Source organism: Streptomyces graminofaciens, from assembly GCF_030294945.1.
GTDB classification, from domain to species: Bacteria; Actinomycetota; Actinomycetes; order Streptomycetales; family Streptomycetaceae; genus Streptomyces; species Streptomyces graminofaciens.
On record NZ_AP018448.1, the window covers coordinates 3,331,532 to 3,356,943 of the forward strand.

The 25,412-nt window shown below is 72.1% G+C and carries 23 protein-coding genes and 1 pseudogene; 9 read left to right on the top strand and 15 right to left on the bottom strand.

The features are described from left to right. Positions 1–100: 100 nt before the first annotated feature. A complete protein-coding gene (locus SGFS_RS14295) occupies positions 101–964 on the top strand; it encodes a helix-turn-helix domain-containing protein (protein WP_286250433.1) in 864 nt (287 codons plus the stop codon). 95 nt (positions 965–1,059) lie between these two features. On the opposite strand, the gene dnaK is transcribed toward SGFS_RS14295, so the two are convergent. The 6 genes from dnaK to SGFS_RS14325 form a co-directional block, all read right to left on the bottom strand. Next, the gene (gene dnaK, locus SGFS_RS14300; RefSeq protein ID WP_286250435.1) at positions 1,060–2,916 is read right to left on the bottom strand and encodes a molecular chaperone DnaK; all 1,857 of its coding nucleotides are present in this window, start codon (positions 2,914–2,916) and stop codon (positions 1,060–1,062) included. A gap of 171 nt (positions 2,917–3,087) precedes the next feature. Next, positions 3,088–3,513 carry an OsmC family protein gene (locus SGFS_RS14305; RefSeq protein WP_286250436.1) on the bottom strand — a complete coding sequence of 142 codons (426 nt, stop codon included), beginning with the start codon at positions 3,511–3,513 and terminating at the stop codon, positions 3,088–3,090. A gap of 73 nt (positions 3,514–3,586) precedes the next feature. Next, positions 3,587–5,401, bottom strand: coding sequence for a vWA domain-containing protein (locus SGFS_RS14310; protein ID WP_286250438.1), 1,815 nt, complete (start codon positions 5,399–5,401; stop codon positions 3,587–3,589). Between the two features lie 25 nt (positions 5,402–5,426). Then, a complete protein-coding gene (locus SGFS_RS14315; protein ID WP_286250439.1) occupies positions 5,427–6,488 on the bottom strand; it encodes an ATP-binding protein in 1,062 nt (353 codons plus the stop codon). Positions 6,489–6,650: 162 nt separating this feature from the next. Further along, a complete protein-coding gene (locus SGFS_RS14320) occupies positions 6,651–8,702 on the bottom strand; it encodes a phage holin family protein (protein ID WP_286259925.1) in 2,052 nt (683 codons plus the stop codon). A 111-nt stretch (positions 8,703–8,813) separates the two neighbouring features. Beyond that, the gene (locus SGFS_RS14325; protein WP_286250441.1) at positions 8,814–9,266 is read right to left on the bottom strand and encodes a hypothetical protein; all 453 of its coding nucleotides are present in this window, start codon (positions 9,264–9,266) and stop codon (positions 8,814–8,816) included. 119 nt (positions 9,267–9,385) lie between these two features. Between SGFS_RS14325 and SGFS_RS14330 the strand changes: the two genes are divergently transcribed. Both SGFS_RS14330 and SGFS_RS14335 read left to right on the top strand, forming a co-directional pair. Next, the gene (locus SGFS_RS14330; RefSeq protein ID WP_286250442.1) at positions 9,386–10,159 is read left to right on the top strand and encodes an MBL fold metallo-hydrolase; all 774 of its coding nucleotides are present in this window, start codon (positions 9,386–9,388) and stop codon (positions 10,157–10,159) included. A gap of 37 nt (positions 10,160–10,196) precedes the next feature. Next, the gene (locus SGFS_RS14335; RefSeq protein WP_286259928.1) at positions 10,197–10,814 is read left to right on the top strand and encodes a DedA family protein; all 618 of its coding nucleotides are present in this window, start codon (positions 10,197–10,199) and stop codon (positions 10,812–10,814) included. Positions 10,815–10,911: 97 nt separating this feature from the next. Here the strand turns inward: SGFS_RS14335 and SGFS_RS14340 are convergent, their stop codons facing one another. From SGFS_RS14340 to SGFS_RS14350, 3 genes are all read right to left on the bottom strand, one after another. After that, positions 10,912–12,210 carry an aminotransferase class I/II-fold pyridoxal phosphate-dependent enzyme gene (locus SGFS_RS14340; RefSeq protein WP_286250444.1) on the bottom strand — a complete coding sequence of 433 codons (1,299 nt, stop codon included), beginning with the start codon at positions 12,208–12,210 and terminating at the stop codon, positions 10,912–10,914. Between the two features lie 356 nt (positions 12,211–12,566). Then, positions 12,567–13,523 (bottom strand): chromosomal replication initiator protein DnaA, encoded by a 957-nt coding sequence (locus SGFS_RS14345; protein WP_286260459.1) that lies wholly within the window; start codon positions 13,521–13,523, stop codon positions 12,567–12,569. A gap of 246 nt (positions 13,524–13,769) precedes the next feature. Beyond that, positions 13,770–14,576, bottom strand: coding sequence for an ANTAR domain-containing response regulator (locus SGFS_RS14350; protein WP_286250445.1), 807 nt, complete (start codon positions 14,574–14,576; stop codon positions 13,770–13,772). A gap of 112 nt (positions 14,577–14,688) precedes the next feature. On the opposite strand from SGFS_RS14350, the gene SGFS_RS14355 reads away from it, so the two are divergent. Then, positions 14,689–15,798, top strand: coding sequence for a GAF domain-containing protein (locus SGFS_RS14355; protein ID WP_286250447.1), 1,110 nt, complete (start codon positions 14,689–14,691; stop codon positions 15,796–15,798). Positions 15,799–15,891: 93 nt separating this feature from the next. On the opposite strand, the gene SGFS_RS14360 is transcribed toward SGFS_RS14355, so the two are convergent. The 3 genes and pseudogenes from SGFS_RS14360 to SGFS_RS51825 all read right to left on the bottom strand — a co-directional run. Further along, on the bottom strand, positions 15,892–16,692 hold the full coding sequence (locus tag SGFS_RS14360; RefSeq protein ID WP_286250449.1) for an RNA polymerase sigma factor SigF: 801 nt from the start codon (positions 16,690–16,692) through the stop codon (positions 15,892–15,894). 334 nt (positions 16,693–17,026) lie between these two features. Next, a complete protein-coding gene (locus SGFS_RS14365; protein WP_286250450.1) occupies positions 17,027–17,986 on the bottom strand; it encodes an expansin EXLX1 family cellulose-binding protein in 960 nt (319 codons plus the stop codon). A 322-nt stretch (positions 17,987–18,308) separates the two neighbouring features. Beyond that, positions 18,309–18,401, bottom strand: a pseudogene (locus tag SGFS_RS51825) (SGNH/GDSL hydrolase family protein); the annotation flags it as partial. Positions 18,402–18,671: 270 nt separating this feature from the next. Here SGFS_RS51825 and SGFS_RS14375 point away from each other — a divergent pair. Next, on the top strand, positions 18,672–19,112 hold the full coding sequence (locus SGFS_RS14375) for a CBS domain-containing protein (RefSeq protein WP_286250451.1): 441 nt from the start codon (positions 18,672–18,674) through the stop codon (positions 19,110–19,112). Between the two features lie 88 nt (positions 19,113–19,200). Then, complete coding sequence (locus tag SGFS_RS14380; protein ID WP_286250453.1) at positions 19,201–19,749, top strand: type 1 glutamine amidotransferase domain-containing protein; 549 nt, start codon at positions 19,201–19,203, stop codon at positions 19,747–19,749. A gap of 256 nt (positions 19,750–20,005) precedes the next feature. Here SGFS_RS14380 and SGFS_RS14385 read toward each other — a convergent pair whose 3' ends face one another. Genes SGFS_RS14385 through SGFS_RS14395 form a run of 3 tightly spaced genes read right to left on the bottom strand, consistent with a single transcriptional unit; the run spans position 20,006 to position 22,555 of the window. After that, the gene (locus tag SGFS_RS14385) at positions 20,006–20,614 is read right to left on the bottom strand and encodes a TIGR03086 family metal-binding protein (protein ID WP_286250454.1); all 609 of its coding nucleotides are present in this window, start codon (positions 20,612–20,614) and stop codon (positions 20,006–20,008) included. After that, a complete protein-coding gene (locus SGFS_RS14390) occupies positions 20,611–20,883 on the bottom strand; it encodes a DUF6158 family protein (protein WP_434027050.1) in 273 nt (90 codons plus the stop codon). The genes SGFS_RS14385 and SGFS_RS14390 overlap by 4 nt, the downstream gene beginning before the upstream one ends. A 52-nt stretch (positions 20,884–20,935) precedes the next feature. Further along, entirely contained in the window at positions 20,936–22,555 is a 1,620-nt protein-coding gene (locus SGFS_RS14395; RefSeq protein WP_286250455.1) for an ABC-F family ATP-binding cassette domain-containing protein, read from the bottom strand. Between the two features lie 220 nt (positions 22,556–22,775). On the opposite strand from SGFS_RS14395, the gene SGFS_RS14400 reads away from it, so the two are divergent. The 3 genes from SGFS_RS14400 (at position 22,776) to SGFS_RS14410 (ending at position 25,396) form a co-directional block, all read left to right on the top strand. Next, positions 22,776–24,263 (top strand): bifunctional phosphatase PAP2/diacylglycerol kinase family protein, encoded by a 1,488-nt coding sequence (locus tag SGFS_RS14400; protein ID WP_286250456.1) that lies wholly within the window; start codon positions 22,776–22,778, stop codon positions 24,261–24,263. Between the two features lie 97 nt (positions 24,264–24,360). Further along, positions 24,361–25,182, top strand: a complete 822-nt coding sequence (locus SGFS_RS14405; RefSeq protein ID WP_286250457.1) for a class I SAM-dependent methyltransferase — start codon at positions 24,361–24,363, stop codon at positions 25,180–25,182. A gap of 43 nt (positions 25,183–25,225) precedes the next feature. Next, on the top strand, positions 25,226–25,396 hold the full coding sequence (locus tag SGFS_RS14410) for a hydrophobic protein (RefSeq protein WP_286250459.1): 171 nt from the start codon (positions 25,226–25,228) through the stop codon (positions 25,394–25,396). The last annotated feature ends 16 nt before the right edge of the window (positions 25,397–25,412 follow it).

Here is a 25,412-nt window from a genome sequence, read left to right on the forward strand (position 1 = left end):
CCTGGGCGTCGGATTCCGGCCGACCCCGTGGACCGACTCCGTGAGAGGTCCACCGGAACATGACAGACTGTTGGCATATCGGCGCGTGGGGAGGCGTGGCGTGAGTGAGCGGCGGGCCGCGCCCACCGTGGGCCAGGTGGTACTGGGCAGGCGGCTGCAGGAGCTGAGGGAGACCTCCGGGCTCCGGCGCGAGGAGGCCGCCCGTGTCCTGCGGGTCGCCCCGGCGACCGTACGGCGCATGGAGACCGCCGAGGTCGCGCTCAAGATCCCGTACGTACAGGTGCTGCTGACGACGTACGGCGTGGCCGAGACGGACGTGGCCGCGTTCGTGAGGCTCGCCGAGGAGGCGAACCGGCCCGGCTGGTGGCAGCGCTTCCACGACGTGCTGCCCGAGTGGTTCAGCATGTACGTCAGCCTGGAGGGGGCCGCGCGGCTGATCCGGCAGTACGAGCCGCACTTCGTGCCGGGGCTGCTCCAGACCGAGGACTACGCGCGCGCCGTGATGGAGGCGGGGACCGTCGGGCAGGCGGGGGCGGAGACGATCGAGCGGCATGTGTCGCTGCGGATGGCCCGGCAGAAGCTGCTCGCCCGGGAGGATCCTCCGCATCTGTGGGTCGTGATGGACGAGACGGCGCTGAAGCGGCCGGTGAGCATCCGCTCCGAGGTGATGCGGGACCAGCTCGACCGGCTGCTGGAGGTGACGGAGAAGGACCACGTCACGCTCCAGGTCGCCGAGTTCGCCGCCGGCCCGCATCCGGGCACGTACGGGCCCTTCTGCCTGTTCCGGTTCGGTGAGCCCGAGCTGCCCGACATGGTCTACAGCGAGTACCTCACCGGCGCTCTCTACCTCGACTCACGCCACGAGGTCTCCATGCACCTGGAGGTGCTGGACCACATGGCGGCGCACGCGGCGTCCGCCGAGCGGACGCGGGAGATCCTGCGCGGCTACCGCGACAGGTACTGACCGCGGGGCTGCCGCGCAGGGAACACGGGCTCACGGCGGGCAGGAACAGGCTCGCGGCCGGTTCGGCACCACCGACCCGGCCGCGACCACGCTCCTTACGCCGCTCCCCCCTTCGCGTCCCTCTCGTCGTCCACGATCTCCGCGTCCACCACGCCCTCCTCGTCGGCGGGGGTGGTGCTCGGTTCGTCGGTCGCTCCGGTGGACGCCTGCGCGTACATCGCCTGGCCCATCCGCTGGCTCACCGTCGCCAGCTTGTCCACACCGGCGCGGAGCACTGCCGTGTCCGTCGGTTCGTTGAGCAGTCGCTTCAGGTCGGTCACCGCCGCCTCGACCTCGGCCTTGGTGTCGGCGGGCACCCGCTCCTCGTTGTCCCGCAGGAACTTCGTGGTCTGGTAGACGAGTTGCTCGGCCTGGTTGCGGGTCTCGGCGGCCTCCCGGCGTTTGCGGTCCTCCTCGGCGTACTGCTCGGCCTCCCGCATCATGCGGTCGATGTCGTCCTTCGGGAGGGCGGAGCCGCCCGTGACCGTCATCTTCTGTTCCCGTCCCGTGGCGAGGTCCTTCGCCGAGACGTGCATGATGCCGTTCGCGTCGATGTCGAAGGCCACCTCGATCTGCGGCACCCCGCGCGGGGAGGGCGGCAGCCCCGTCAGGTCGAAGACGCCGAGCTTCTTGTTGTACGCGGCGATCTCCCTCTCGCCCTGGTAGACCTGGATGCCGACCGAGGCCTGGTTGTCGTCCGCGGTGGTGAAGATCTCCGAACGGCGGGTGGGGATCGTGGTGTTGCGTTCGATGAGCTTCGTCATGATGCCGCCCTTGGTCTCGATGCCCAGGGACAGCGGGGTGACATCGAGGAGGAGGACGTCCTTGACGTCGCCGCGGATGACACCCGCCTGGAGCGCGGCGCCCACGGCCACCACCTCGTCGGGGTTCACCCCCTTGTGCGGGTCCTTGCCGGTCAGCTCCCGCACCAGGTCGGTGACCGCGGGCATCCGGGTCGAGCCGCCGACGAGGATGACATGGTCGATCACGGACACCTTCACCTTGGCGTCCTTGACGGCCTGGTGGAACGGCGTCCGGCAGCGGTCGAGCAGATCGGCGGTCAGCTCCTGGAACTGGGCACGGGTCAGCCTCTCCTCCAGGTGGAGCGGGCCCTCGGCGGACGCCGTGACGTAGGGGAGGTTGATCGTCGTCTCCGACGAGCTCGACAGCTCGATCTTGGCCTTCTCGGCGCCCTCACGCAGCCGTTGCACGGCCATCTTGTCCTTGCCGAGGTCGATGCCGTGCTGCCCCCTGAACTTCTTCGTGAGGTACTCGACGACCCGCTGGTCCCAGTCGTCGCCGCCGAGATGCGTGTCGCCGTTCGTCGCCTTGACCTCGATGACCCCGTCGCCGATCTCGAGCAGCGAGACGTCGAACGTGCCGCCCCCGAGGTCGAAGACGAGGACGGTCTGCTCCTCGCCGCGGTCGAGGCCGTAGGCGAGGGCCGCTGCCGTCGGCTCGTTGATGATCCGCAGGACCTTCAGGCCCGCGATCTCCCCGGCCTCCTTCGTCGCCTGCCGCTGGGCGTCGTCGAAGTACGCGGGCACGGTGATCACGGCGTCGGTGACGTCCTCGCCGAGATAGGCCTCCGCGTCCCGCCTCAGCTTCTGCAGAACGCGTGCGGACAGTTCCTGCGCCCGGTAGCGGGTGCCGTCGATGTCGCCCTGCTCGGGGAAGCGCCAACTCCCTTCGCCCATGTGCCGTTTGGCGGAACGCGCGGTCCGCTCCACATTCGTCACGGCCTGCCGCTTCGCGACCTCGCCGACGAGCACCTCGCCGTTCTTCGCGAAGGCCACCACCGAGGGTGTGGTGCGCTGGCCCTCCGCGTTGGCGACGACGGCCGGATCACCGCCCTCCAGGACGGCCACCACCGAGTTCGTCGTACCGAGGTCGATCCCGACCGCACGTGCCATCGTCTGTCCCCTTCCGCCGGTCCCGCGAGGAATCCACCCGGGGGTCCCACACTCCAGCACAAAACTTGAGTGCCCTCTTGTCAAGGGAGCATGGGTGCACAGGGGGCGGAAACACAGCGGTGCCGCGGCCCGTGGGAACGGACCGCGGCACCGGAGGACGGCGTACGGGCGTCAGGCCAGCTCGGCCGTCAGCGTGATCGTCGTACCCGTGAGGGCCTGGCTGACCGGGCAGTTCTTCTTGGCGTCCTCGGCGGCCGAGGCGAAGGCGTCGGCGTCCAGGCCGGGCACCTCGCCACGCACGGTGAGGTGGATGCCGGTGATGCCCTCACCGGGCTGGAAGGTCACGTCGGCCTTGGTCTCCAGCCGGGTGGGCGGGGTGCCCGCACCGGCCAGACCGTGCGACAGCGCCATGGAGAAACAGCTGGAGTGGGCGGCGGCGATCAGCTCCTCCGGGCTGGTCTTGCCGTTCGCCTCCTCGGCGCGCGACGGCCACGACACCGGCTGCGTCCCGATACCGGAGGAGTCGAAGGTGACGTTACCGCTGCCGGCGAGGAGGTTGCCTTCCCAGACGGTGTGTGCGGTGCGCGTGGTAGCCACGGTCATTCCTTTCGCAAGGGGGCCCGTTTCCGGGTTGCGGACCCTATCCGATCACACTCCGGCGCACTCCTGCTCATCGCACACGGAACACCGGCCCACGCGCCGTGAACGGCAGCCGCGCGCCCTGCGGAACGAGGTAGGCGTGCTCGCGCCGCACCCGCAGCACATCGCACCAGCCGTCCGTGATGACGAGCACCGGCGCGCCCGGCGGGAAGTCGTCCGCCCGTTGCAGCAGGTCGATCCCGGGCTGCAGCACCGTGCCGCCGCGCCCGTGCACCCGTACCCGCCCTGCGATCTCGGTGACCGGCACGAAGCCCGCGTCGTGCGGGGCCGCGTCGCAGAACACGACCCGCGCGGCCGGTACGTCACGGGCCTCCGCGTACGAGGCGATCGCGCCCAGCGCCTTGCCGAGCAGCGTGCGGTCCATGGAGCCGGAGGTGTCCAGGACGACGCCGAAGGTGCAGCGGGCGATCTCCTCGGGCGGGAAGTACCGTCCGGCGCGCGGGATGTCCGGGGTGGACGCCTGGCGGCGCGAGGGGCGCGCGTAGGTCCGCAGCGGTTCGGGGCGGGGCACGAACTCGTCGAACCAGCGGGCGAGTTGGGCGTCCCAGGGCAGCGGAGGGTGGACCAGCGCGCGGATCTCCTCGACCAGGCCGCCGGGGAGGTAGCCGCGCTCCTGCCGCTGGTGCAGGTCGAGGCCCTGGCCGAGGCCGCGGCGGTAGAACTCGTCGAGGTCGACGTAGTCGCGGGGCGGGCCGAGGGGGCCGCCGAGGATGTCGCCGGCGCCCTTGCCGCGCAGGGTGGCCAGCCGCCGTGTCCGCCGCAGGTCGGCGGCGATCCGGTCGTAGACCTCCTCGGCGGACAACCCGGCGAGCGCCGGGTCGTGGAGCAGCCCCTCGGGCATCGTGCCGACCTGCATCTCGCGCAGCCAGCCGTTGATGACGTAGTCGGCGGCGATGTTGAACAGGAACGGATCGCGGGGGCCGCAGCGGTCGCCGTGGCGCAGGGCGGCGTGCAGCATCTCGTGGGCGAGGACGAACCGCCACTCCTCGTCGTCGAAGCGGCACAACGGGTTGATGTAGATCTCCCCGGCCTCGGCGTTCACCGCGGCGATGTCGATGCGGTAGGCGTGGGCGAGTTCGAGGTCGGCGACGATGGTGATGCCGGCCGCGAGACCGCCGAGCAGCGGATACGAGGAGACGAACCACTCCAGCGCCCGGTCCCAGGGCTGCCTGGGCAGCGCCTCGCCGCTCATGGAGTCCCGGCGGCCGCCCGCCATGTCCATCGCCGTGGCCATCGCGCGGGTCAGGGCGTGCGCGAACGCGAGCTGGTGGTCCGGCGGGTTCCCCATCCACTTGCTCCAGGGCATCAGGAGCTGGTCCGGCTCGTCGCCCGCCGTGCCGCAGCGCTCGTACGCGGCCGGGATGCCGTCGCGTCGCCAGCGCGCGGCGAGCCGCTCCTCGTCGCCGTCGGGATAGGAGTCCGGGAGGTGCTCCGGGGCGCGGCCGACCTGGAAGGTGAGCAGGAAGCGGTTGACGACGACGCAACGGGCCGCGAGGTCGAAGCGGTCGGGCTGCACTCGGCGGCCGGTCGCGGCGGGGACATGGCCGAAGCCGAGGTGGATGAGGGCGTGCGCGACGGCCCAGGCCCATTCCTTCGGGTCGGCGAGGCGGGTCGGGTGGGCGTGCAGCACGCCGTCGGAGTCGACGCGGACGAGGCCGGCGTCCGGCGCGTGGGCACAGGTGTCCTTGCTCCGGCACATCGTCGCGTTCAGCGCGGCGAGCGCGGAGTTGGCCGACACGAGCGCCAGCCCGCCCGTGAACGCCTCGGTGGCCGGGTCCGGCTTTGCCTGCTCGTCGGCGGCCTTCTTGCGCGTACGCCCGCTCATCGCGCCCCCTCCCCCAGCGCCGTGATCACCGGCGGGCCTCGACCAGCCGGGGCATGTCCCGCGCCGCCTCGACCAGGAACCAGGCGGGCAGGACGGGGTTGCCGTCGGCGTCGGAGGCGATGACGCTCTGGGCGACCTCGACGGAGATCTCGGCGAGCTGCACGAGCAGGGACTTGGCGCGGTACGCGGTCTGCCGCCCGTTCGCCGACAGATGCCCCTTGCCGGCGGGCAACTCCTTGATGAGACGGCCGCGGAAGGACTCGGCGAGGTAGTACAGCAGGTCGCGGTCCTCCATGCGGTGGGGCCAGCGGGCGTCGCCCTTGATGATGGCCTCGATGCCGTACTGGCTGCGCACGATCTTGACGTAGCCGCAGAAGGCGACCGCGTGCGCGGGCGTCAGCGTGCCGTGGGCGAGGACCTTCAGGGTCTGCTCGTCGAGCGCGCGCCCGAAGGAGTGCAGCGCGTCGGAGAGCATGTGCCACGAGCGGGGCGTGGAGAACGGCTCCTCGGTCTTCGGCGGTTTCGACCACAGGTGGTCGGGGCGGTCGGTGAGGTGGTCGAGGATCCACGGGTGGATGCCGTTGCCCGCCGCCCAGACCAGCCAGTCCTTCGGGGAGGCCTCCAGATGGACGTGGGCGAGCCGGTTGACCAGCGCGGAGGCGATGGGGCGGGCGAGCGCGTTGTCGGTCGCCCGGTTTCCGGCGCCGATGACGATCGAGCCCTTCGGCAGCTCGTAGTTGCCGATACGGCGGTCGAGGATGAGCGAGTAGAAGGCCTTCTGGACGTCCGGGGTGGCCGCGTTCAGCTCGTCGAGGAAGAGGCAGTACGGCTCGTCGCGGGCGATCGCCTCCGGCGGGCAGAACACGGACCGCCCGTCGCGGATCTGGGGTACGCCGATGAGATCCTCCGGGGCGAGCTGCGTCCCCAGCAGACTCACGCACTCCAGGCCCAGCGACTCGGCGAACTCCCTGACCAGGGAGGACTTTCCGATGCCGGGGGCGCCCCAGATGAAGACGGGCCGCACGGTGGCGAGGCCGAGCAGCAGTTCCGGGATACGGGAAGGCGTGACAGCGGTGGCAGCCTGCAAGGCAGCAGCTCCTGGAGGGTGGCGAGAAGAAAAGCGCGGACGCGCGGCGACGGTACGGAGGCGGGGCGCGCGCATGCGCCCGAGCCCGGCCTCGACAGTGTGTGCGGCCGGGCCCGCGCACCGCAGCCCATTTTTCGCGGCCCCACCTGAACCGGGTCCGGCTCAGGCGGCCCGCCGGTCCTCCTCGCGGGCCGTCAGCGGCACCTGCGGCCCGTCCGACTCGCGCAGCCAGCGCCGCAGTACGCGGTGGACGTGCTCGGCGCCGACCAGTTCGGTGCCGTCCCCGACCGGCTCGGACAGCGCGAGCGGCGACAGCAGGAAGGGGCGGCCCTGGGCGCCGCCGAGCCCGCCGTGCGAGCCGATCTGCTCCTCGAACGCGAGGACTTCGCCGTCGGCGGGGTCGAACCAGGAGTTGACCATGATGTCGGCGACATGCGGGAACGTGTGCGTGCGGCGTACGGCGTCGGCGGCGCCCGGCCCGAAGTCGGCGAGCGGGCCCGGTTGTTCGTCGCTCAGCTCGTCGACGGGGATCTCGGCACCGTGCGCACCGAGGACGAGCCCGCCGTGCTCCGCGCTGCGCACGAGGACGAAGCCGATGCCCGGGTGGTTGGCGAGGGTGGACAGCAGCGCGGGGTGCCGGGCGTCGATCTCCTCCTTGCTCATCCGGTGCGGTACGTCCGGGAAGGAGACGAGGCCGAGGTTCCCTGAGGCCAGCACGATGGGTTCCGAGCGGCGCGAGGGCCGGTGCTGTTCGGCGCCCTCCTCGACGCGCAGGCGCAGCGCGGCCCGTACGGCGGCCCGGGCCTCGGCGCCGCTGTGGGTGCGCTGCGCCTTGCGCGGTACGGGCAGTCCGCAGCCGGCTCGGACCAGGTTGCCGAGGCTGAGGCCGTAGCGGCCGAGGAAGGTCTCGCCGGGGCTCTGGCCGTGGTCGGAGAGCAGGACGATGCGGTAGGCGCGCGGGGCGTGTTCGGCGACCTGGGCGATCAGCGCGAGGGAACGGTCGAGGCGTTCGAGGACCTGGGCGGCGTCCCGGCTGCCCGGCCCGGAGTGGTGCGCGACCTCGTCGTAGGCCACCAGGTCCGCGTAGACGGCGGAGCGGCCCGCGAGCATGTCGCCGATGACCGCGGCGACGACGACATCGCGTTCGACGACGGTCGCGAAGGCCCGGATGAACGGGTAGAGCCCGCCGCGCTTGACGCGGGGCCGCTGCTTGCCGATCCGGGCCCGGGTGGACTGCCCGATCTCCCGCAGCACATCGGCGACGAACGACATGGCCGTACGCACGGCGTTGGCGGGGTCGCTGAAGTAGGCGAAGTACCCGGCGCGGGAGCGGTTGCGCCGGCCTCGGCGGGCCGCGATGGACAGGACCAGGGCGAGCTGGTCGGCGCCGCCGCTGAAGAGGTTGCCGCGGCTGGCGCCGTCGACGGTGAGGAGGCCGCCGTCGCCGGTGCGCTCGATGGCCCGGCGCTGGAGTTCGGCGGCGCTTGAGGGCCGGTTGCAGACCATCACCTCCCGGCTCTCCTTCTCGTACCAGCGGAAGGCCGGCACATCGTGGTTGGAGCCGTGCAGGATGCCGAGCTGGCTGGCGCCGGTCTGGCTGGACCAGTCGGTGCGCCACGGGGTGAGCCGGTGGGTGGGGCGGTGGGTGGGGCGTCCGTCCACCACGTCGCCGAGCCAGCGGGCGACGGTCGGCATGAGGCCGTCGGCCACGGCCTGCCGCAGTGATTCGTGGCCGACGCCGTCGAGTTGGAGGAAGACGATGCCGGGACCGACCGGCCCCGGACCGCCGTCGGCGCGCCTGCGGCGACGGTCGGCGAGCCGGTAGAGCCGCCGTCGGTACGCGTCGTCGTCCCGCACGGCGAGGGCGCCGCCGGTGGCGGACGCGACGGCGGACATCGCGGCGGCGACGACCACGGCGGTCTCCGGTGCGGCCTCACCGTGCCCGACGGGGTTGACCCACAGCGCGACGAGCAGCAGCGACCCGTTCAGGAAGAAGACGAGCAGCCCGAGCACGAGAGCGGGCACGAGCAGCAACGCCCGTACGAGCAGGGGCCACACGAGGGAGGACAGCAGACCGAAGACGCCGGCGCCCACGGCGGCGGTGACGGCGATCCGGGTCGCGCTGTCACCGTCGACGGACTGCAGCCGGAAGTCGGGCAGCGCCCCCGCGAGCACCAGCATCGTCACGGCGGAGACGGCCCACACGGCCAGCATCCGCCAGACCCCGCTCAACACCCTCCGCCAACGCCCGCCGCCCACGCCCGTCCACCTCACGTCCCGGTCCTCGGACCAGCCTGTCACAACGGGCGGGGACGAGGCTCTGGATCAGCGGCCGTCGTAGCCCGCCGTCGGCATCGACAGACGTCGGTGGACGCTGGCCTTCATCTGGGCGTCGTACGCGGGTTCCGCGCGACCCACGGTCTCGACGCGGACGCCGCGCCGGGCACACTCGGCGGTGAAGTCGTCCACGGAGGTGAGGGCGCGTTCGAGGACGCGGCGGCTGGGGGCGACGAACAGGTCCACGAGGCCGGCGTCGACGTCGCCCCACAGGGCGCAGTGGTCGGAGCGCAGACCGCCCACGAGCAGTTCGCGGGTCACCACATAGCCGCGCTCGGCGGCCCAGCGGGCGCACATCGCGTGCTGGCTGCGGGAGTCGACGAGGAAGGGCTCCTCGTCGAGTTCCTCCAGCGGCGTCAGGCTGGCTATGGCCGCGACCCGTACGACATCGGAGTCGACATCGGCGTCGACATCGACAGAGGCGCCACTCGTGTCTCCCATGGTGTCCCCCTCACCTCCGGGTTCAGCGCCGGGCCACCGGATCATGCCGGACGAGCCCTGGCCGCAGACCCTACTCCAGCCCGTAGGCTCGGGGGAGTAGCGCGAAGGAGGCGAACGGAGTGCCGGTGGACATCACCTGGTGGGGTCATGCCACCTGTACCGTCGAGGACTCGGGGGTTCGCGTGCTCACCGACCCCCTTTTCGCGCGTCGGCTCGCCCATCTGCGCCGGCGTCGTGGGGTGCCGCCCCCGGCGCAGGCGACGGTCGCGGACGTGGCGCTCGTGTCGCATCTGCACGCCGACCATCTACACGTCCCGTCGCTGGCCCGGCTCGCCCCGGGCACCCGTCTGCTGGTGCCGAGGGGCGCCCCCCGCCAGGTGCCGGGGCTGCGCAGACTCACGCGTCTACGACTCGTCGAGGTGGCGCCCGGGGACGAGGTCCAGGTCGGTGACCTGGTCGTTCGTGCCGTGCCCGCGCGGCACGACGGGCGGCGCCTCCCGGTCGGCCCGCACCGGTCGCCCGCGCTCGGGTATGTGATCGAGGGCGAGGCGCGGACGTACTTCGCCGGGGACACCGGGCTGTTCGAATCGATGGCCGAGGACGTCGGGCGGATCGACGTGGCGCTGCTGCCGGTCGGCGGCTGGGGACCGTATCTCGGCGAGGGGCATCTGGACGCGGGGCGCGCGGCTCAGGCCCTTGCGCTCCTCGCGCCCCGAAGCGCCGTGCCGGTGCACTACGGGACGTACTGGCCGATCGGCCTGGACGCCGTGCGCCCCCATGAATTCCACTCCCCCGGCGAGGAGTTCGTGCGCCTGGCCGCCACGCACGCCCCCGAGGTGGCCGTGCACCGGCTGGGGCACGGGGAGTCCGTGCGGCCGGAGGTGACGCGGTGAGGCGTCGGCGGAGCGCGGTCGCGGAGGGCACCCGGTGATGGTCCTGTCCGCGGCGGGCACCACCCTGCCGCACGAGTCCACCCAGCAGGCGGTCGGCTATCCGACGCTGTTCATGCTGGTGCTGATCGGCGCGCTCGTGCCGGTGGTGCCGACGGGCGCGCTGGTCAGTTCGGCGGCCGTGGTGGCCTTCCACCAGACGGCGCCGTTCTCGCTGCTGCTGGTGTTCGTGACGGCGTCGCTGGCCGCGTTCCTCGGGGACATCGCGCTGTACTGGCTCGGCCGGCGCGGCATGGGCTCGAAGAACGGCTCCCGGTGGCTGGAGGCGATCCGCCGCCGGGCGCCGGAGGACCGGCTCGCCCGCGCCCAGGAGCGGCTCGACGACCACGGGGTGACCGTCCTGGTGCTGTCCCGGCTGGTGCCGGCCGGGCGGATTCCGGTAATGCTGGCGTGTCTGCTGGCGAAGATGCCGATGCGGCGCTTCGCACGAGGGAACCTGCCGGCCTGCTTGGCGTGGGCGGTGACGTATCAGCTGATCGGCATTGTGGGCGGGTCGCTGTTCAGCGAGCCTTGGGAGGGTGTGGTCGCGGCGGTCGCGCTGACCCTGGTGATCAGCGTGGCGCCCGGTGTGTGGCGGCGGGTTCGGTCTGCCGGGTGACGGTGCATCGTGGAGTGCGGCTCCGTTGTGGCTGATCGCGGGTCAGCGGCTCCACTCGGACTGTTGCGTCATGGTCTCTTCATCCCCGCCGCCCCTCTTATCCGTCTCGCCCGTCTCGCCCGTCCTGCTCGTCTCGTTCGTCTAGTTCGTCTCGCCCGTCTCGTTCGTCTCGTTCGTCTTGCCGAAGATCCTCGAAGGCCGTTCCGAAGGAGATCAACGCTCGTTCCACGTGCGGGAGTTCCAGCGGGTCGGGTGCCGTGAGCGCCGCCATGCGCTCGGCGGCCGTCGCGCCGAGCAGCGGGCCCGTCGACAGGCGGACCCGCAGCGCCCCGAGGTCGTCGCCGAAGCGGTGGCCGCCGGGGGCGGGCATGCCGAGCCGGGCGGTGAGGAAGTCCTCCAGTTCCTGGGCGTCGCCGACACCGTGCGCGGTGAGCGCGGAGCGCAGCGGGCTGAGGTCGGCATAGAGGTGCCGCCCGGCGCGCGGGGGGAGGGCGAGCGCCCCGGCGGTCGTCACGGCGCGGTGCGCGGCGGTGGCCACGCGCGCGTGCAGCCGTACGGCGGCGGCGAGCCGCTCGGTGACGGGGGCGGGCTCGTCGAGCGCGTACCCGGCGGCCACCGCGACCGGGGTGGCGATCCGGGCGCCGAGCGCGGTGAGGACGTCGAGGACGCGGGCGTGCAGCTCCGCTCCGGCCGCGTTCGCCGGGAAGCGGGCGACGGCGGCGGGCCAGCCGGGCGGCAGCTGGGCACCGGCCAGGTCGGTGACGACGGTGACCCGGTCGGGCATCATCTCGGCGGGGCTGAGCAGCACGGTCTCCCGCGGCTCGTGCAGGGTGTCGCGCCAGGTCTCGTCGCTGACCAGGTGCAGCCCCTCGCCCGCGGCGGCCTCCATGGTCTCGTGCACCAGCTCGGGCGGCGCCACGGTGGCGGTCGGGTCGTCGGCGACGCACAGCACGAGCAGCCGCGGATCACCGCCTTCGGCACGGATCCGCCGCACGGTCTCCAGCAGGGCGTACGGGTCCGGGACGCCCCCGCAGTCGGCCGGGGTGCCCACATGGAAGACGGATCTGCCGAGCGCCCTCGCCTCGGGCTCCCACCAGGCGGCGCACGGCCGCGGGAGCAGGACGTCACCGCCGAGCGCGGCGGTCAGCGCCAGCAGCAGGACGGGGCCGCCGGGGGCGGCGGCGACCCGGTCGGGTTCGGTGGGCAGACCGCGCCGCTCCCAGTAGCCGCAGGCGGCGTCGAGGAGCGCGGGAGGGCCACCGGGGGGTACGGCGTCGGAGCGGTCCGCGGCGGCCGCGAGTACGGCGGCGAGTTCGGGCAGGACCGGCAGGCCCTGATCGGGTGGGGGCGGCCCGTAGCGAACGGGACCGTGACCTTCGGGATCCGTCCGCCGCATGTGTGCCTCCGCGCAGTGAGGTCGGGTCGTCCGGCGCTCGGAGTGACTCCGGGGGAGCTTCGAGACGACTTGGCTGTGCGCCGATTGTGCTCCGTGACGCCTCGGGGGGTGCCACGGAGCACCTCCACCCTGCCAGTACCCAGACGTACGCGCCGCCATGGGCACCCGGACGGGTTGGGTCGACCGCAGTCGAAGCCGCAGTCGAAGTGGACGCGGGGGAAGGGGCGCTGTCGAAGTGGACGCGGGGGAAGGGGCGCGGTCGCGCCATGCGAGGGGAAACGATCGCGGTCGTACCGGCCGAGACGTACACAACCGGGCTGTGCCGGGGCCAGGGAACCGGTCGCCCCTCTGCCGGCTCACTCCCGGCGGCGCAGCCGGTGCACGGCGGCGCCGAGCGCGCCCACGATGAGGAGTCCGCCGGCGACGAGCGCGGGCACGGAGTCGGTGAAGGCTCCGCCACCACCCGCGTGGACGCCCTGCGGGATCACGGCGGGGTGGTGGGTGGGCTGACGGTCGGCCTGGTGATCGGCCTGAGGATCGACCGGGTGGGCAGGCTGCTGATCGGCCGGGTGGTCGGCCTGAGGATCCACCGGGTGGGCAGGCTGCTGATCGGCCGGGTGGTCGGCCTGCGGGTCCACCGGGTGGGCAGGCTGCTGATCGGCCGGGTGGTCGGCCTGTGGGTCTGCCGGGTGGGTGGGCTGCTGGTCTGCCTGCTGACCGGGCTGCTCGACGGCCTGCTGATCGGCCTGCTCGACGGCTTGCTGATCGGCCTGATAATCGGTGTGCTGGTCGGCCGGTTGATCGGCCTGTAGATCTGCCGGTTGATCGGCCTGCGGGTCTGCCGGGTCGGTGGGCTGATCGTCTGCCGGGTGGTGGGCGGAGCCGCCGAGGGGCACGGTGAAGGTCCCGCTCCACTCCTTGCCCGCGCCGCCGGGCGCCGCCGGGCAGGTGCCGTCGACGCCCCACTCGGTGGAGTCGGCGCTCGCGTCGGCGCCGGTCTCGAGGTCGGCGGCCGGCGCGAGGCGGGCGGTGCCGTTGTAGGAGGGGCCGCCCTGCTCTCCCTCGTCGTCGTTGGCGGGGACCCGTCGCAGTTGGACGCTGCCCTGTTCGAAGGCCTCGGATCCGGCTTCGATCGTCTCGGGTACGGGGCCGCCCGTCGGGTCGCAGGCGACGGAGATGGTGATCGTGCCGCCGGGCTCGACGGAGTGCGGGTTGACCTCCACGCCCGATTCCGCCGCCGCGAGCGGCGCGGCGGCGCCCAGGGCGGCACCGATGAGCACGGTGGCGGACAGGACACGGGCACTGCGGGGCATGAGTGGGGCTCCTTCGGCCGACTGCGGGGCGAGTTCGCCCCGCGGGTCCATCAGAGCCCCGTACCGCGCGCTGCGCGCGCGGCCGGGCACCATTCGCGGGATGGGGGGCGGCCGTGTGGGTGACCTTGCGACGGTCGGGGTGAACCGTCGAGAGCTCGGGGGCCCGCTGTTCATCGCGGGGTGCGGGTTCATCGTGGCTGATCACGCAGTTCCCGCGCCCTTGAGGTCGTTCGACGCCGCCGGGAGTCAATCGGCCACGGACGCCAGCTCACGCTCCAAACCCCTGCCCCTCCTGTCCACCACAGCCGCGGCTACGTCGGACAGCTTGCGGTTCGTGGTCTGGGAGATGCGGCGCAGGACCGTGAACGCGGCGTCCGCGTCGCAGGCCAGTACGTGCATGACGATGCCGCAGGCCTGGTCGACGACCGGCCGGGTGCGCAGCGCGGTGCCCAGCTGGTCGAGCTCGGTGAGCGCGGCGCGGTAGGAGCGGTCGCGCACCAGACAGGTGGCGGCGAGGTCGCCCAGTGCGCGGGCGGGTCCGTGCGGGGCGTCCTCGAGTGCACCGGGCCGGAAGCTGTAGAGGCTGAGGGTGACGGTCAGGCCCGAACGCCGGAAGGGGATCGTGACACTGGACCGTACGCCCGCGTCGAGGGCCACGGCCCGGTACTCCGGCCAGCGTTCCTCGTGCAGCAGGTCCGTCGAGTCGACGGGTTCGCCGCGTTCCAGCGCGGTGGGGATCGGCCCGTCCCCCGAACACAGTTGCACCGAGACGAGCCCGGCGAGATCGGGATGGGTGACGGCGGCGGGCCGTTCCGCGCCTGCCCCGAACCCGCTTCCTAAACTGCTTCCGAGACCGCCCCCGCTCTCCCTGTCACTCCCGCGGTCGACCCCGAACGCGCCCTCGGAACCGCTCTCGGACACCATGCTGCTGGCGCCGCAGCAGTCGTTGGTGCAGCGGGCGGCCTGCTCGGCGAGTTCCGACAGCCTTCTGCCCGGCAGGGCCGACTCCGGTGACTCCGCGCCCAGTAGGCCGAGGTGTTCGGTATCCGGCATGCTTCACGCCTCCTCTCTCAGGTCGCCTTCCCGCTCACCCGGGCGGAAAACGAACATGGCCGGTTCCGTATGCTCCACTCCCTCGCTCCCGTGCACGGGTTACGTTCGTCGTATGACCCTGACGGACGAATTCGGTGAGGAACTTGCGGACTTCGTGCGCCGCGTCGCGGAACTCAAGGCGGCCCGTTCGATGCCGGCCGACGATCTGCCGACCGTGCTGGACGCCGCGATCTTCGAACTCGACCATGTGGCCGACCAGTTGTGGCCACAGTACGAACGGCTCAGCACCTCGGGGCCGGCCCGTACCGGCTCCCCCACCGCCCAGGAGAACCAGCTGCTGAAGGCCGTCTTCCAGTGTCTGCCGCTGCCGGTGGTGCTGGTGGACCGCGAGACCGTGGTGCGCAGGCTCAATCCGTCGGCGACCGCCTTCACCGGCGTACGCGCGGGCTATGCGACCGGCAGACCGCTGACCGGGTTCCTCGCGCATGCCGACCGGGTCGCGTTCCGTACCCAGGCGGCGGCCGTGGCGCGTGGTGACGGCGATCGCAGCCTCACCGTCCATCTCCAGCAGCGCCCCGCGACACCGGTGCGCGCGACGCTCACCGCGCTGCGCCCCAGCGGCGAGCCGCGCAACACCGTCCTCGTCGTCCTGCAGCCGACGGGCACCCGGGTCCCCGCGGTCGAGCCCCCGTCCCGCCCGCTCCCCGACCTCACCGAGGCGACCCGGCACGCGGCGCTCATGGACCTGGTGGACGCGATGACCACGGCCCTGCTGACGGCGCCCGCCGCCGAGGCGCTGGACCGCGCGGCCCATGTGCTGCACGACCGTTTCGCGGACTGGGTGATCGCCGACGCCGCCGCCCCCGCACTGGCTCGTACGACCGTACTGGCCCCCTCGGAGCAGGAGGCGAAGCTCCTGGCGACCCAGGACCCCACCACCTGCCCCCTCGTGGTCGAGGCGGCCCGCGGCGGCTCGACGTCCCTCCAGATCCGCCCCCAGAACCCGGACGCCTTCGGCCACGACTCGACGGGCGCGCCCGTACTCGTACGGGCGGACGTGACATCCCTGCTGTCCGTGCCTCTCACCACGGCCGACGGCCGCGTCAGGGCCGTCCTGACCCTTTTCCGCTCAGGCGCCAGACTGGCGTTCTCCATGGCGGAGGCCCGGGTGATGGACACGATGGCCCGCCACATAGCCGTGGCGATGAGCAGCGCTCCCTGAGGAACGCGGGGCTGTGTCGGTCACGGCGGCGCCGCGTGGGCGCGAGCAACAGCGAGCAACCCGCAGTCGCCGGATCCCCGCGCCCCGACGGCGCTACGCCACATCCCGCATGACTTGATCCCGCACCCGATCGCAGCACCGGCTGATCAACCGGGACACATGCATCTGCGAGATCCCCAGCTCATCGGCGATCCGGCTCTGCGTCATGTCCCCGAAGAACCGCATGTACAGAATCGTCCGCTCCCGCTCCGGCAGCGCGGCGAGCCGGGACTTGACGGCCTCGCGGTCCACCACCGTGTCGAGGGCGGGGTCGGGCGCCCCCAGCGCGTCGCTGAGGGAGTACCCGTCCTCGCTCCCCGGCAGCTCCGCGTCGAGAGACAGCGCGGTGAAGCTCTCCAGGGCCTCCAGGCCGGCCTTGACGTCCGCCTCGCTCATGTCGGCGTGCTCGGCGATCTCCGCGACGGTGGGCCTGCGGCCCGACACGGTCTGGGACAGGTCCTGGCTGGCGAACCGCACCCGGTTGCGCAGGTCCTGCACACGGCGCGGTACGTGCAGGGTCCACATGTGGTCGCGGAAGTGCCGCTTGATCTCACCGGTGACGGTGGGCACGGCATAACTCTCGAACGCGTTGCCGAGCTCCGGGTCGTACCGGTCGACGGCCTTGACGAGGCCGAGCGCGGCGACCTGGCGCAGGTCCTCGTAGCTCTCGCCGCGGCTGCGGAAGCGGCCCGCGAGCCGCTCGGCCATCGGGAGCCAGGCCTCCACGATCTGTTCACGCAATGTGTCGCGCTCCTGCCCCGGAGGCAGCTTGGCGAGTGTCCTGAACGCCTCCGCGGTGTCGGGGGCGTCGTCGTGAGGGTGGTGCTTCGCGCTGGCCCTTGCCTGAGTACGCATGGTGCGAGCAACTCCCTAGGTGGTGCTCTTGGGATGGACGGTCACCGTGGGAGAGTCGGGCCCTGCACAGGGGGTACTGGGGCACACCCGTCGATCGGCGCATGGCCGGTCCCACGGACGTGCCTCCTGTCCGAAGCACTGTGTCTCGCCTGCCCCGGACCACACACGGCAAACACCCACGGAGCATGCTCGCGGGCGAACGCGCCGTGCGCTGTTGCCGCTTTTCAGGTTTCCCTGCGCCTAGTGGGTTTCCCCTGTGTCTGGTGGGTGACTCGGGGGGTGGTGGGCCACCCCCGGATGTCCAGTATGGGCGCAAATGCCGCCCTTCACATCCTCAGCGTGCGGCGAACTGGACGCGCGTCGGCTGCACTGTGTCCGGCCGTACCGCGATCCCGTCGACGGTCAGCCGCTCGCCGTAGATGTCGGTGATCCTGAGCGCGCCGCCGCACCCCGCGCCCTGCTCGGAGAGGAAGTAGTTGTACTCGGTACGCGCCAGGCCGGTCCAGCCGCTGCCCGTGCGCACCTCCAGCCGCGCCAGTGGATTGCGGTGGCCGATCACCTGGATGCCGCACCAGTATCGGCTGGACCCGGTCTTGTAGCGGATCGAGAGCGTGTCGGACTTCTGGGGGCTGAGCAGGCTCCAGGTGATCGGGATCCGGCCGGCCGAGAGCGGGGCGAGCTTGGCGAAGGCCTGGGTGCTGAGGTCCAGTTGGCCCGCCGCGCAGGGCGCCGGGCATTCGTTGACGATCCGGACCGTGACGGAGGCTCCGCCCGCCGCACGGACGAGGACGTACGCCCCGCACGCCTTGGACGTCTCGTAGTCGGCGGTGTTCATCGCCGCGATCATGAGGTCGTCACTGGGGCCGTACGAGCAGGCGCCGTCACCGTTCCCGGCGTCGTAGGAGGTGGCGACGCCCTGGCGGGCGGCGCCGGGCCGTATCCGTCCGGCGAGCGGTGCCGCGCCGGAAGCCGTCTGCGGGGCGCGAGGCGCCGACGACCGCGCCGCCGGGGTCTCCTCAGGGGCGCTCGGGGTGGCCTTGGCGGTGGTCTCGGTGGGCGTCGCGGTCGGGGACGCACTGGACTGCTCGGGCGCCGACTCCGTGGCCGAGGGCGTGGGTGACTCGGACGCCTGACGGTCGGCACCCGAGGCGACCGTCCCCTTCCCGTCGTCGGACTCGTGACCGGGCAGGAACGCCACGACCAGGGACACGACGAGCACGACGGCCGCCACGGCGGCCGACACGAGAACAACGCGTCGCCCGCGGGGCGGACGGCGACGGGAAGAGGACGCCACGGGTCAAGGTCCTTACGTTGTCCGAAGAACACGTGTTCGTCCGACGAACCGAACAAACACGTGTCGCGTACGAGACTCCAGTGACGGAAGCCTCCCACTTCCCGTTGCCGCCGGGGGCGGAAATGGTTGCCGAGGACGAGCTGACGATGTCGCCTCGATCAACGCACGCCGACGGCGGCGGCGAGGGTGGTGAGGTCGCGTCCCCCCAAGGGCCACCCGTTCCGAACCGACCGGTTTACCGGCTGCCGAGCGCCGCCGCGCGCCGGTCGGCTTCTCGGGCCAGTTTCACGGCGGCCCGCTCCACGCGTTCCACGACCGCGGCCCGGGCCATCCGCTCGGCGAGGCGGTCGGCCCACCCGCGCAGTCCCCGGGTGTCGTCACCGTCACCGACGCCTTCGGTCTGGCTGTCGCCCAGGGCGACTTAGCGCAGCTCGGTCATCTGATCTCCCTGTAGATAGACAACTAATACCCTACTCGCATTGTTGACTATCCTAGCCATGCCTAGGCGCGCTCCCCCTGTCGTGACGTGTCGGTGCCGGGTCTTCGGGTACGCGGTGGCCACGAAGATCTGCGGCGACGTGACCGGCGCGGTGCGCATGGTCGAGCCGCCCCGGGGTACTGCGGGCGACGTCGTTCGTCGCCCTCGTGCCCCGTAGCCGGGCAGGAGCAAGGAAAGGCCCAGAGCATGGCTGATTTCGTCAGGGAAGTCATGACGCCCGGCGTCGTCGCGGTCCGCCCGGACGCCTCGCTCGTGGAAGCGGCCCAGTTGATGCGCGCGCAGGGCATCGGCGATGTCCTCGTCGCCGTGGACGGGCAGGTCCTCGGGGTCCTGACCGACCGGGACATCACCCTGCGCGCCGTGGCGGACGGCGCCGATCCGCTCACGGTCAGCGCCCAGGCCGTCTGCACCCCGAACCCCGTGGTGGTCGGCCCCGACGACACCGTGTCGGCGGCGGCCGAGCTGATGCGGGACCACGCGGTGCGGCGCCTGCCGGTGCTGGAGAACGGGCATTTGGTGGGCATGGTGAGCCTCGGCGACCTGGCCGTCTCCCCGGTTTCGCGCCCGGCGCCCGCCTTCATCGACCGCATGGGGCCCGGCACCTGGCCGGGAACGCCCCCGGACTGACCCCCCGAAGCAGACCGTGCCGCCCGGGTCGGGTCGCCGTCGCGAGGCGGCGGTTCGGCCCAGGCCGAGACAAGGAGACCGAGAAGCCATGCGTATCGCATTCCTGACCGCCCCCGAGGGTGTCGAGCAGATCGAGTTGACCGACCCCTGGCAGGCGGTGAAGGACGCCGGTCACGACCCCGTGCTGGTGTCGACGAAGCCCGGTCATGTGCGGGCCTTCGACCATCTCGACAAGGCGGACACGTTCCCGGTGGACGAGGTCGTGTCGCACGTCCACGACGCCGAGTCGTTCGACGCGCTCGTCCTGCCGGGCGGGGTGGCCAACCCGGACTTCCTGCGGATGGACGAGAAGGCCGTGTCGTTCGTACGGGACTTCTTCGATCGGGGCCGGCCGGTCGCCGCGATCTGTCACGCCCCGTGGACACTGGTGGAGGCCGATGTCGTACGGGGGCGCGTGCTGACCTCGTGGCCCAGTCTGCGCACGGACATCCGCAACGCGGGCGGCACCTGGGTCGACGAGCAGGTGCGAGTCTGCGACCACGCCCCGAGCAAGCTGATCACCAGCCGCAGGCCGGACGACCTCAAGGCGTTCTGCGAGGCGTTCCTGGACGTGTTCTCCGAGGAGGCGGGCGGGTGATCACGCCAGCCGACAGCAAACAGGAGCGAGGGAAGAGAGGCGTTCCACGCGCCGGACCCGGCGTCGGGTCCGCTCACCACCGACCGGGGCGTGACGGTTCACCACCGACCGGGGCATGACGGTTCACCACCGACCGGGGCGTGACGGTCGACCACACCGGCGACTCCCTGGCGACGGGCGAGCGCGGGCCGACGCCGACGGGGGGACCACCTGCGCCGCGTTCCTCCAGGACTTCTCCGAGCTCTACGGATCCTGACTACGGCCGCCGCCCCAGCAGACACAACAACGCGGTCTGCGCATCCGCCCCGGCCGGAGGCTCCACCGGCGCCCCGAACAACCCGCTCTTCTCCAGATCGGCCGCATAGGGCGTGACCTCACGCACGGCGAACTCCACCAGCACACCCGGCAACCGCTCGTCCGCCCCGATCGCCCGCGCCAGATCCCACGCGTGGACGACGAGATCGGTGACCATCTGCGCGCAGTACGCGGTCGCCGCGGTGTCCCCGTACGACAGGTGGACGATCCGGTGCAACGCCCCCGGCGCGGCGAACGCGTCGTGCGCCGAGCGGGCCGCCGTGTCCCAGGAGGCCGCGGGGTCGGTGCCCAGCAGGTCCCCGTCGAACGTGCCGCCGACCTCCTCGATCATGCAGCCGTCCCGGACCAGCGACGGCACCCAGAGCTGCTCGGAGACGAGGTGGTTGACGAGGTCACGGACCGTCCACTCGACGCAGGGCGTGCCCGCCCCCCACTGGTCGTCGCGGACGGCGTGGACCCGGGCGCCGAACAGATCGAGGGCCTCGGCGTGCCGGTCGAGCAGCGGATTCGCTCCGGCGATACGGCTGTGGGTGATACGCGTATGGGTCATGGCGTCGCCGGTCCTCGCTCCCGGGCCCCCTCACGCGTCCGGCCCGGCACGACCGGGCGGCGTGGATGGCGGCGCAGGTACTCACCCTCCAGCTGCGCCATGCGTTCGTTGTGCGTACGCAGCGCCTCGGTGGAGCCGTGCAGCAGGGTGTCGTGGCGCGTGCGGTGGATCGACTCCAGCTCTTTCATCAGCTGCTGGTCGTCCAGCAGGCCCGGGTCGACTCCGGTCATGGTCGTACCCCGATCGTCGGTGAGCTCGCTCGTCTCCATCCACTGTACGAAGATCCGAGGTCCCCGGCCTCACCGCCGCCGGATCCGGGGATCAGCGGACGCGCTCGACCCGCCGTTCGTCCCAGACCGGCTCCGGAGTCTCGCGTACCCGCCCGTCGGAACCGAAGACCAGATAGCGATCGAACGAACGAGCGAACCAGCGGTCGTGGGTGACGGCGAGGACCGTACCGTCGAAGGCCTCCAAACCCTCCTGGAGGGCCTCGGCGGACTCCAGGTCGAGGTTGTCGGTGGGCTCGTCGAGCAGCAGGGCCGTCACGCCCTGGAGCTCCAGCAGGAGGATCTGGAAACGGGCCTGCTGGCCGCCGGAGAGCCGGTCGAAGGGCTGCTCGGCCTGCTTGGTCAGCTCGTACCGCCGCAGTCGTGACATCGCGGCGCCCCGGTCCTGGGCGTGCTCGGTCCACAGGATGTCGAGCAGTGTCCGGCCCTCCAGCTCCGGGTGGGCGTGCGTCTGCGCGAAGTGTCCGGGTACGACTCTGGCGCCGAGCTTCCACTCCCCCGTGTGGGCCACCGTGTCACCGGCGAGCAGGCGCAGGAAGTGGGACTTGCCGGAACCGTTGGAGCCGAGGACGGCGACCCTTTCGCCGTAGAAGACCTCCAGGTCGAAGGGCTTCATCAGCCCCGTCAGCTCAAGTCCCTTGCAGGTGACGGCCCTTACTCCGGTACGGCCGCCCTTGAGCCGCATGGTGATGTCCTGCTCGCGCGGCGGCTCCGGCGGCGGGCCGGCCTCCTCGAACTTGCGCAGCCGGGTCTGGGCGGCGGCGTACCGCGAGGCCATCTCATGGCTGACCGCAGCGGCTTGACGGAGCGTCAGCACCAGCTTCTTCAGCTGGGCGTGCTTCTCGTCCCAGCGGCGCCGCAGTTCCTCGAAACGCTCGAAACGCTGCCGTCGGGCCTCGTGGTAGGTGTCGAAGCCTCCGCCGTGCACCCAGGCGTCGGCGCCCGCCGGGCCCGGCTCCACGCTCACGATCTTCTCGGCGGCGCGGGAGAGCAGTTCCCGGTCGTGCGAGACGAACAACACGGTCTTGCGGGTCTCCTTGAGCCGCTCCTCCAGCCACCGCTTGCCGGGCACGTCGAGGTAGTTGTCGGGCTCGTCGAGCAGCAGCACCTGGTCGGTGCCGCGCAGCAGGGCCTCCAGCACCAGCCGCTTCTGCTCACCGCCGGACAGCGTGCGCACCTGCCGCCACTGCGCCTTCTCGTACGAGACGCCGAGCGCGGCCATGGTGCAGATGTCCCACAGCGTCTCGGCCTCGTAGCCGCGCACCTCGGCCCAGTCGGCGAGGGCCTGCGCGTACCGGAGCTGGGCGGCCTCGTCGTCCACGGTCATGATCCCGTGCTCGGCGGCGTCGACGGCCTGCGCCGCCTCCCGGATCCGGGGCTGCGCCACGGACACGAGCAGGTCCCGCACGGTCGACTCGTCCCGCACGGACCCCACGAACTGCCGCATCACCCCGAGGCCGCCGGTGACGGTGACCGATCCGCCGTGCGGCTTGAGCTCCCCCGAGATCAATCGCAGCAGGGTGGTCTTCCCGGCCCCGTTGGGCCCGACGAGGGCCACCACGGACCCCTCCCCCACCCGAAAGGACACATCACCGAGCAGCGCCCTCCCGTCCGGCAGGTAGTACTCCAGATGAGCGGCTTCGAGGTGTCCCATGGGCGGCATTGTGCGAGCCCCGGGAAGCGGGGAGCAAATCGATATCCGCCGACGGTCACGCTCGGCTGCGGGCATTCGTGCCGCCGGGGCGGCACGGGCGGGCGCGGCGGCACCTCGTGACCGCCGAGTCGCGGAACCTCCCCCGCCCAGCCCCGGCGCCGGGTGACCGGACCACAGACCCGCCCGACACCCATCGCCTCCCATGGGGTACTCGTGGACCATGACCCCAGATGTCGACCTCACCGTCCGCCCCCCGGGCCACCACATCCTCCGGGACAAGTTCCTCGCCGCCGACAGCCGCCTGTTCGAGGCCGTGGCCACCCGCCACTGGCCCGGCGCCCACCCCTTCCTCCCCCGCCTGAGCCGCGCCGCCAACCACGGCGTCCTGTGGTTCGCCACGGCCGCCGCCCTCGCCGCGACCCGCAGCCCCAGGGCCCGCCGGGCCGCCGCCCGCGGCATCGCCTCCCTCGCCGTCGCCTCAGCGACCATCAACACCCTCGGCAAGCGCACGGTCCGCCGCCCCCGCCCGCTCCTCGACAACGTCCCGCTGGTCCGGCAGCTCAAGCGCCAGCCGATCACCACGTCGTTCCCCTCGGGGCACTCCGCCTCGGCCGCCGCCTTCGCGACCGGCGTCGCCCTGGAGTCCCGCGGCTGGGGCGCGGCGATCGCCCCGCTGGCGGCCGCGGTCGCCCTGTCCCGTGTCTACACCGGTGTGCACTTCCCGAGCGACGTCGTCGTGGGCGCCGCCCTCGGCGCGGGCGCCGCCTACGCCGTACGGGGCCTCGTCCCCACCCGCGACCAGCTCCCGTTCCCCGGCCACCCCCACGCCGACGCGCCCGCGCTGCCCGACGGCGACGGCCTGGTCGTCGTCGCCAACACGGCCGCGGGCACCGCCGACCGCGTACGCGTCCTGACGGACTTCCTCCCCCGCACCGAGACCGTGGAGTGCGAACCGGAGGACGTCCGGGCCGAGTTGGAGAAGGCCGCGACCCGCGCCCGGGTGCTCGGCGTGTGCGGCGGCGACGGCACGGTGAACACGGCCGCCGAGGTCGCCCTGCGCCACGGCATCCCCCTCGCCGTACTCCCCGGCGGCACCCTCAACCACTTCGCGCAGGACCTCGGCGTCGAGGACGTACTCGGTCTGACCCGTGCCCTTCGCCAGGGCGAGGCGGTCCGCGTGGACGTCGGACACTTCGCCTCCGGCGACACCGAGGGCCACTTCCTCAACACGTGCAGCCTCGGCGTCTACCCCGAGCTGGTGCGGGAACGCGAGCGCTGGGAACGGAAGTTCGGGGCCTGGCCGGCCGGGGTGCTCGCGGCGCTGCGCGTCCTGCGTGCCGACCACCATCCGCTCCAGGCCCGCTTCCAGGAGCGCTCGCACCCGCTGTGGCTGCTCTTCGCGGGCAACGGCACCTACCACCGGCTCGGCCTCTCCCCGGCCCGCCGCTACGACCTCGCCGACGGATTGCTGGACGTCCGTGTCGTGCACGGTGGCCGGCGCCCGGCTCTGCGCCTGCTGGCCGCCGCGGTCGCCGGCCCGCTGACGCGCTCCCCGGCCCACAAGGCCGTCCATGTGCGACGGCTGCGGGTGACAGGGATCGCACCGGGCACGCCCCTCGCGTACGACGGCGAAGTCACCCGCGTGGCAGGCGATCTGACACTCCGAAAGCTCCCGGAGGCGCTCACGGTCTACCGCCCCCGCCACTGACTCCGGACTGTCCACAATTCAAGACGTGGGTCTCAATATTCGACATGACCGCGTACGGTTCGAGTACGTCACGGAACCTCGCGGAAGGGGAACGGTCATGGCGAAGGCACGGGAGACGGCCGTCTACACGCACGGGCACCACGAGTCGGTGCTGCGCTCGCACACCTGGCGGACGGCCGCCAACTCGGCGGCCTACCTCCTCGGTTCGCTGAGGCCGCACATGAAGATCCTGGACATCGGCTGCGGCCCGGGCACCATCACCGCCGACCTGGCCGCCCTGGTCCCGGACGGCCATGTGACCGGCGTCGACCACGCGCCCGGCATCCTGGACCAGGCCAGGGCCACGGCCGCCGAACGCGGCCTGGAGAACGTCGACTTCGCGGTCGCGGACGTCCACGCGCTGGACTACCCGGACGACACGTTCTGCGTGGTCCACGCGCATCAGGTGCTCCAACACGTGGGCGATCCCGTGCAGGCGCTGCGCGAGATGCGCCGGGTGACCAGGCCCGGCGGTCTCGTCGCCGTCCGGGATTCGGACTACGCGGCGATGACCTGGTTCCCGGCCTCGCCGGGCATGGACGACTGGCTGGACCTGTACCGGCGGGTGGCCCGCGGCAACGGCGGCGAGCCGGACGCCGGTCGCCGGCTGAAGTCATGGGCGCTGCGGGCCGGCCTCACGGACATCACGGCCACCTCCGCCACCTGGACCTACGCCACGGCGGAGGAGCGGGCCTGGTGGAGCGGCCTGTGGGCGGACCGCACGGTCGCCTCCGCGTACGCCGACCGGGCCACCGAGGGCGGTCACGCGACCGGCGAGCAGTTGGAGGCGATCGCCGGGGCGTGGCGGGAGTGGGGGCTGCGGCAGGACGGCTGGTTCGCCGTCCTGCACGGAGAAATTCTCTGTCGTTTGCCGGCCTGATTGCGACGATTCTGGAAACTCGCACCATTAGGAGGTTCACAATATGATTGCCATCCTGCTGGTGCTGCTGCTGGTTCTGATTCTCTTCGGTGCCGGATTCGCAGTAAAAATTCTTTGGTGGCTCGCGCTGGCCGTCCTCGTCCTGTGGCTTCTCGGCTTCCTGCTCCGCGGGACGAACGCCACCGGGGGCCGCGGCCGCTGGTACAGGTGGTGAATTGAATCAGGGGATT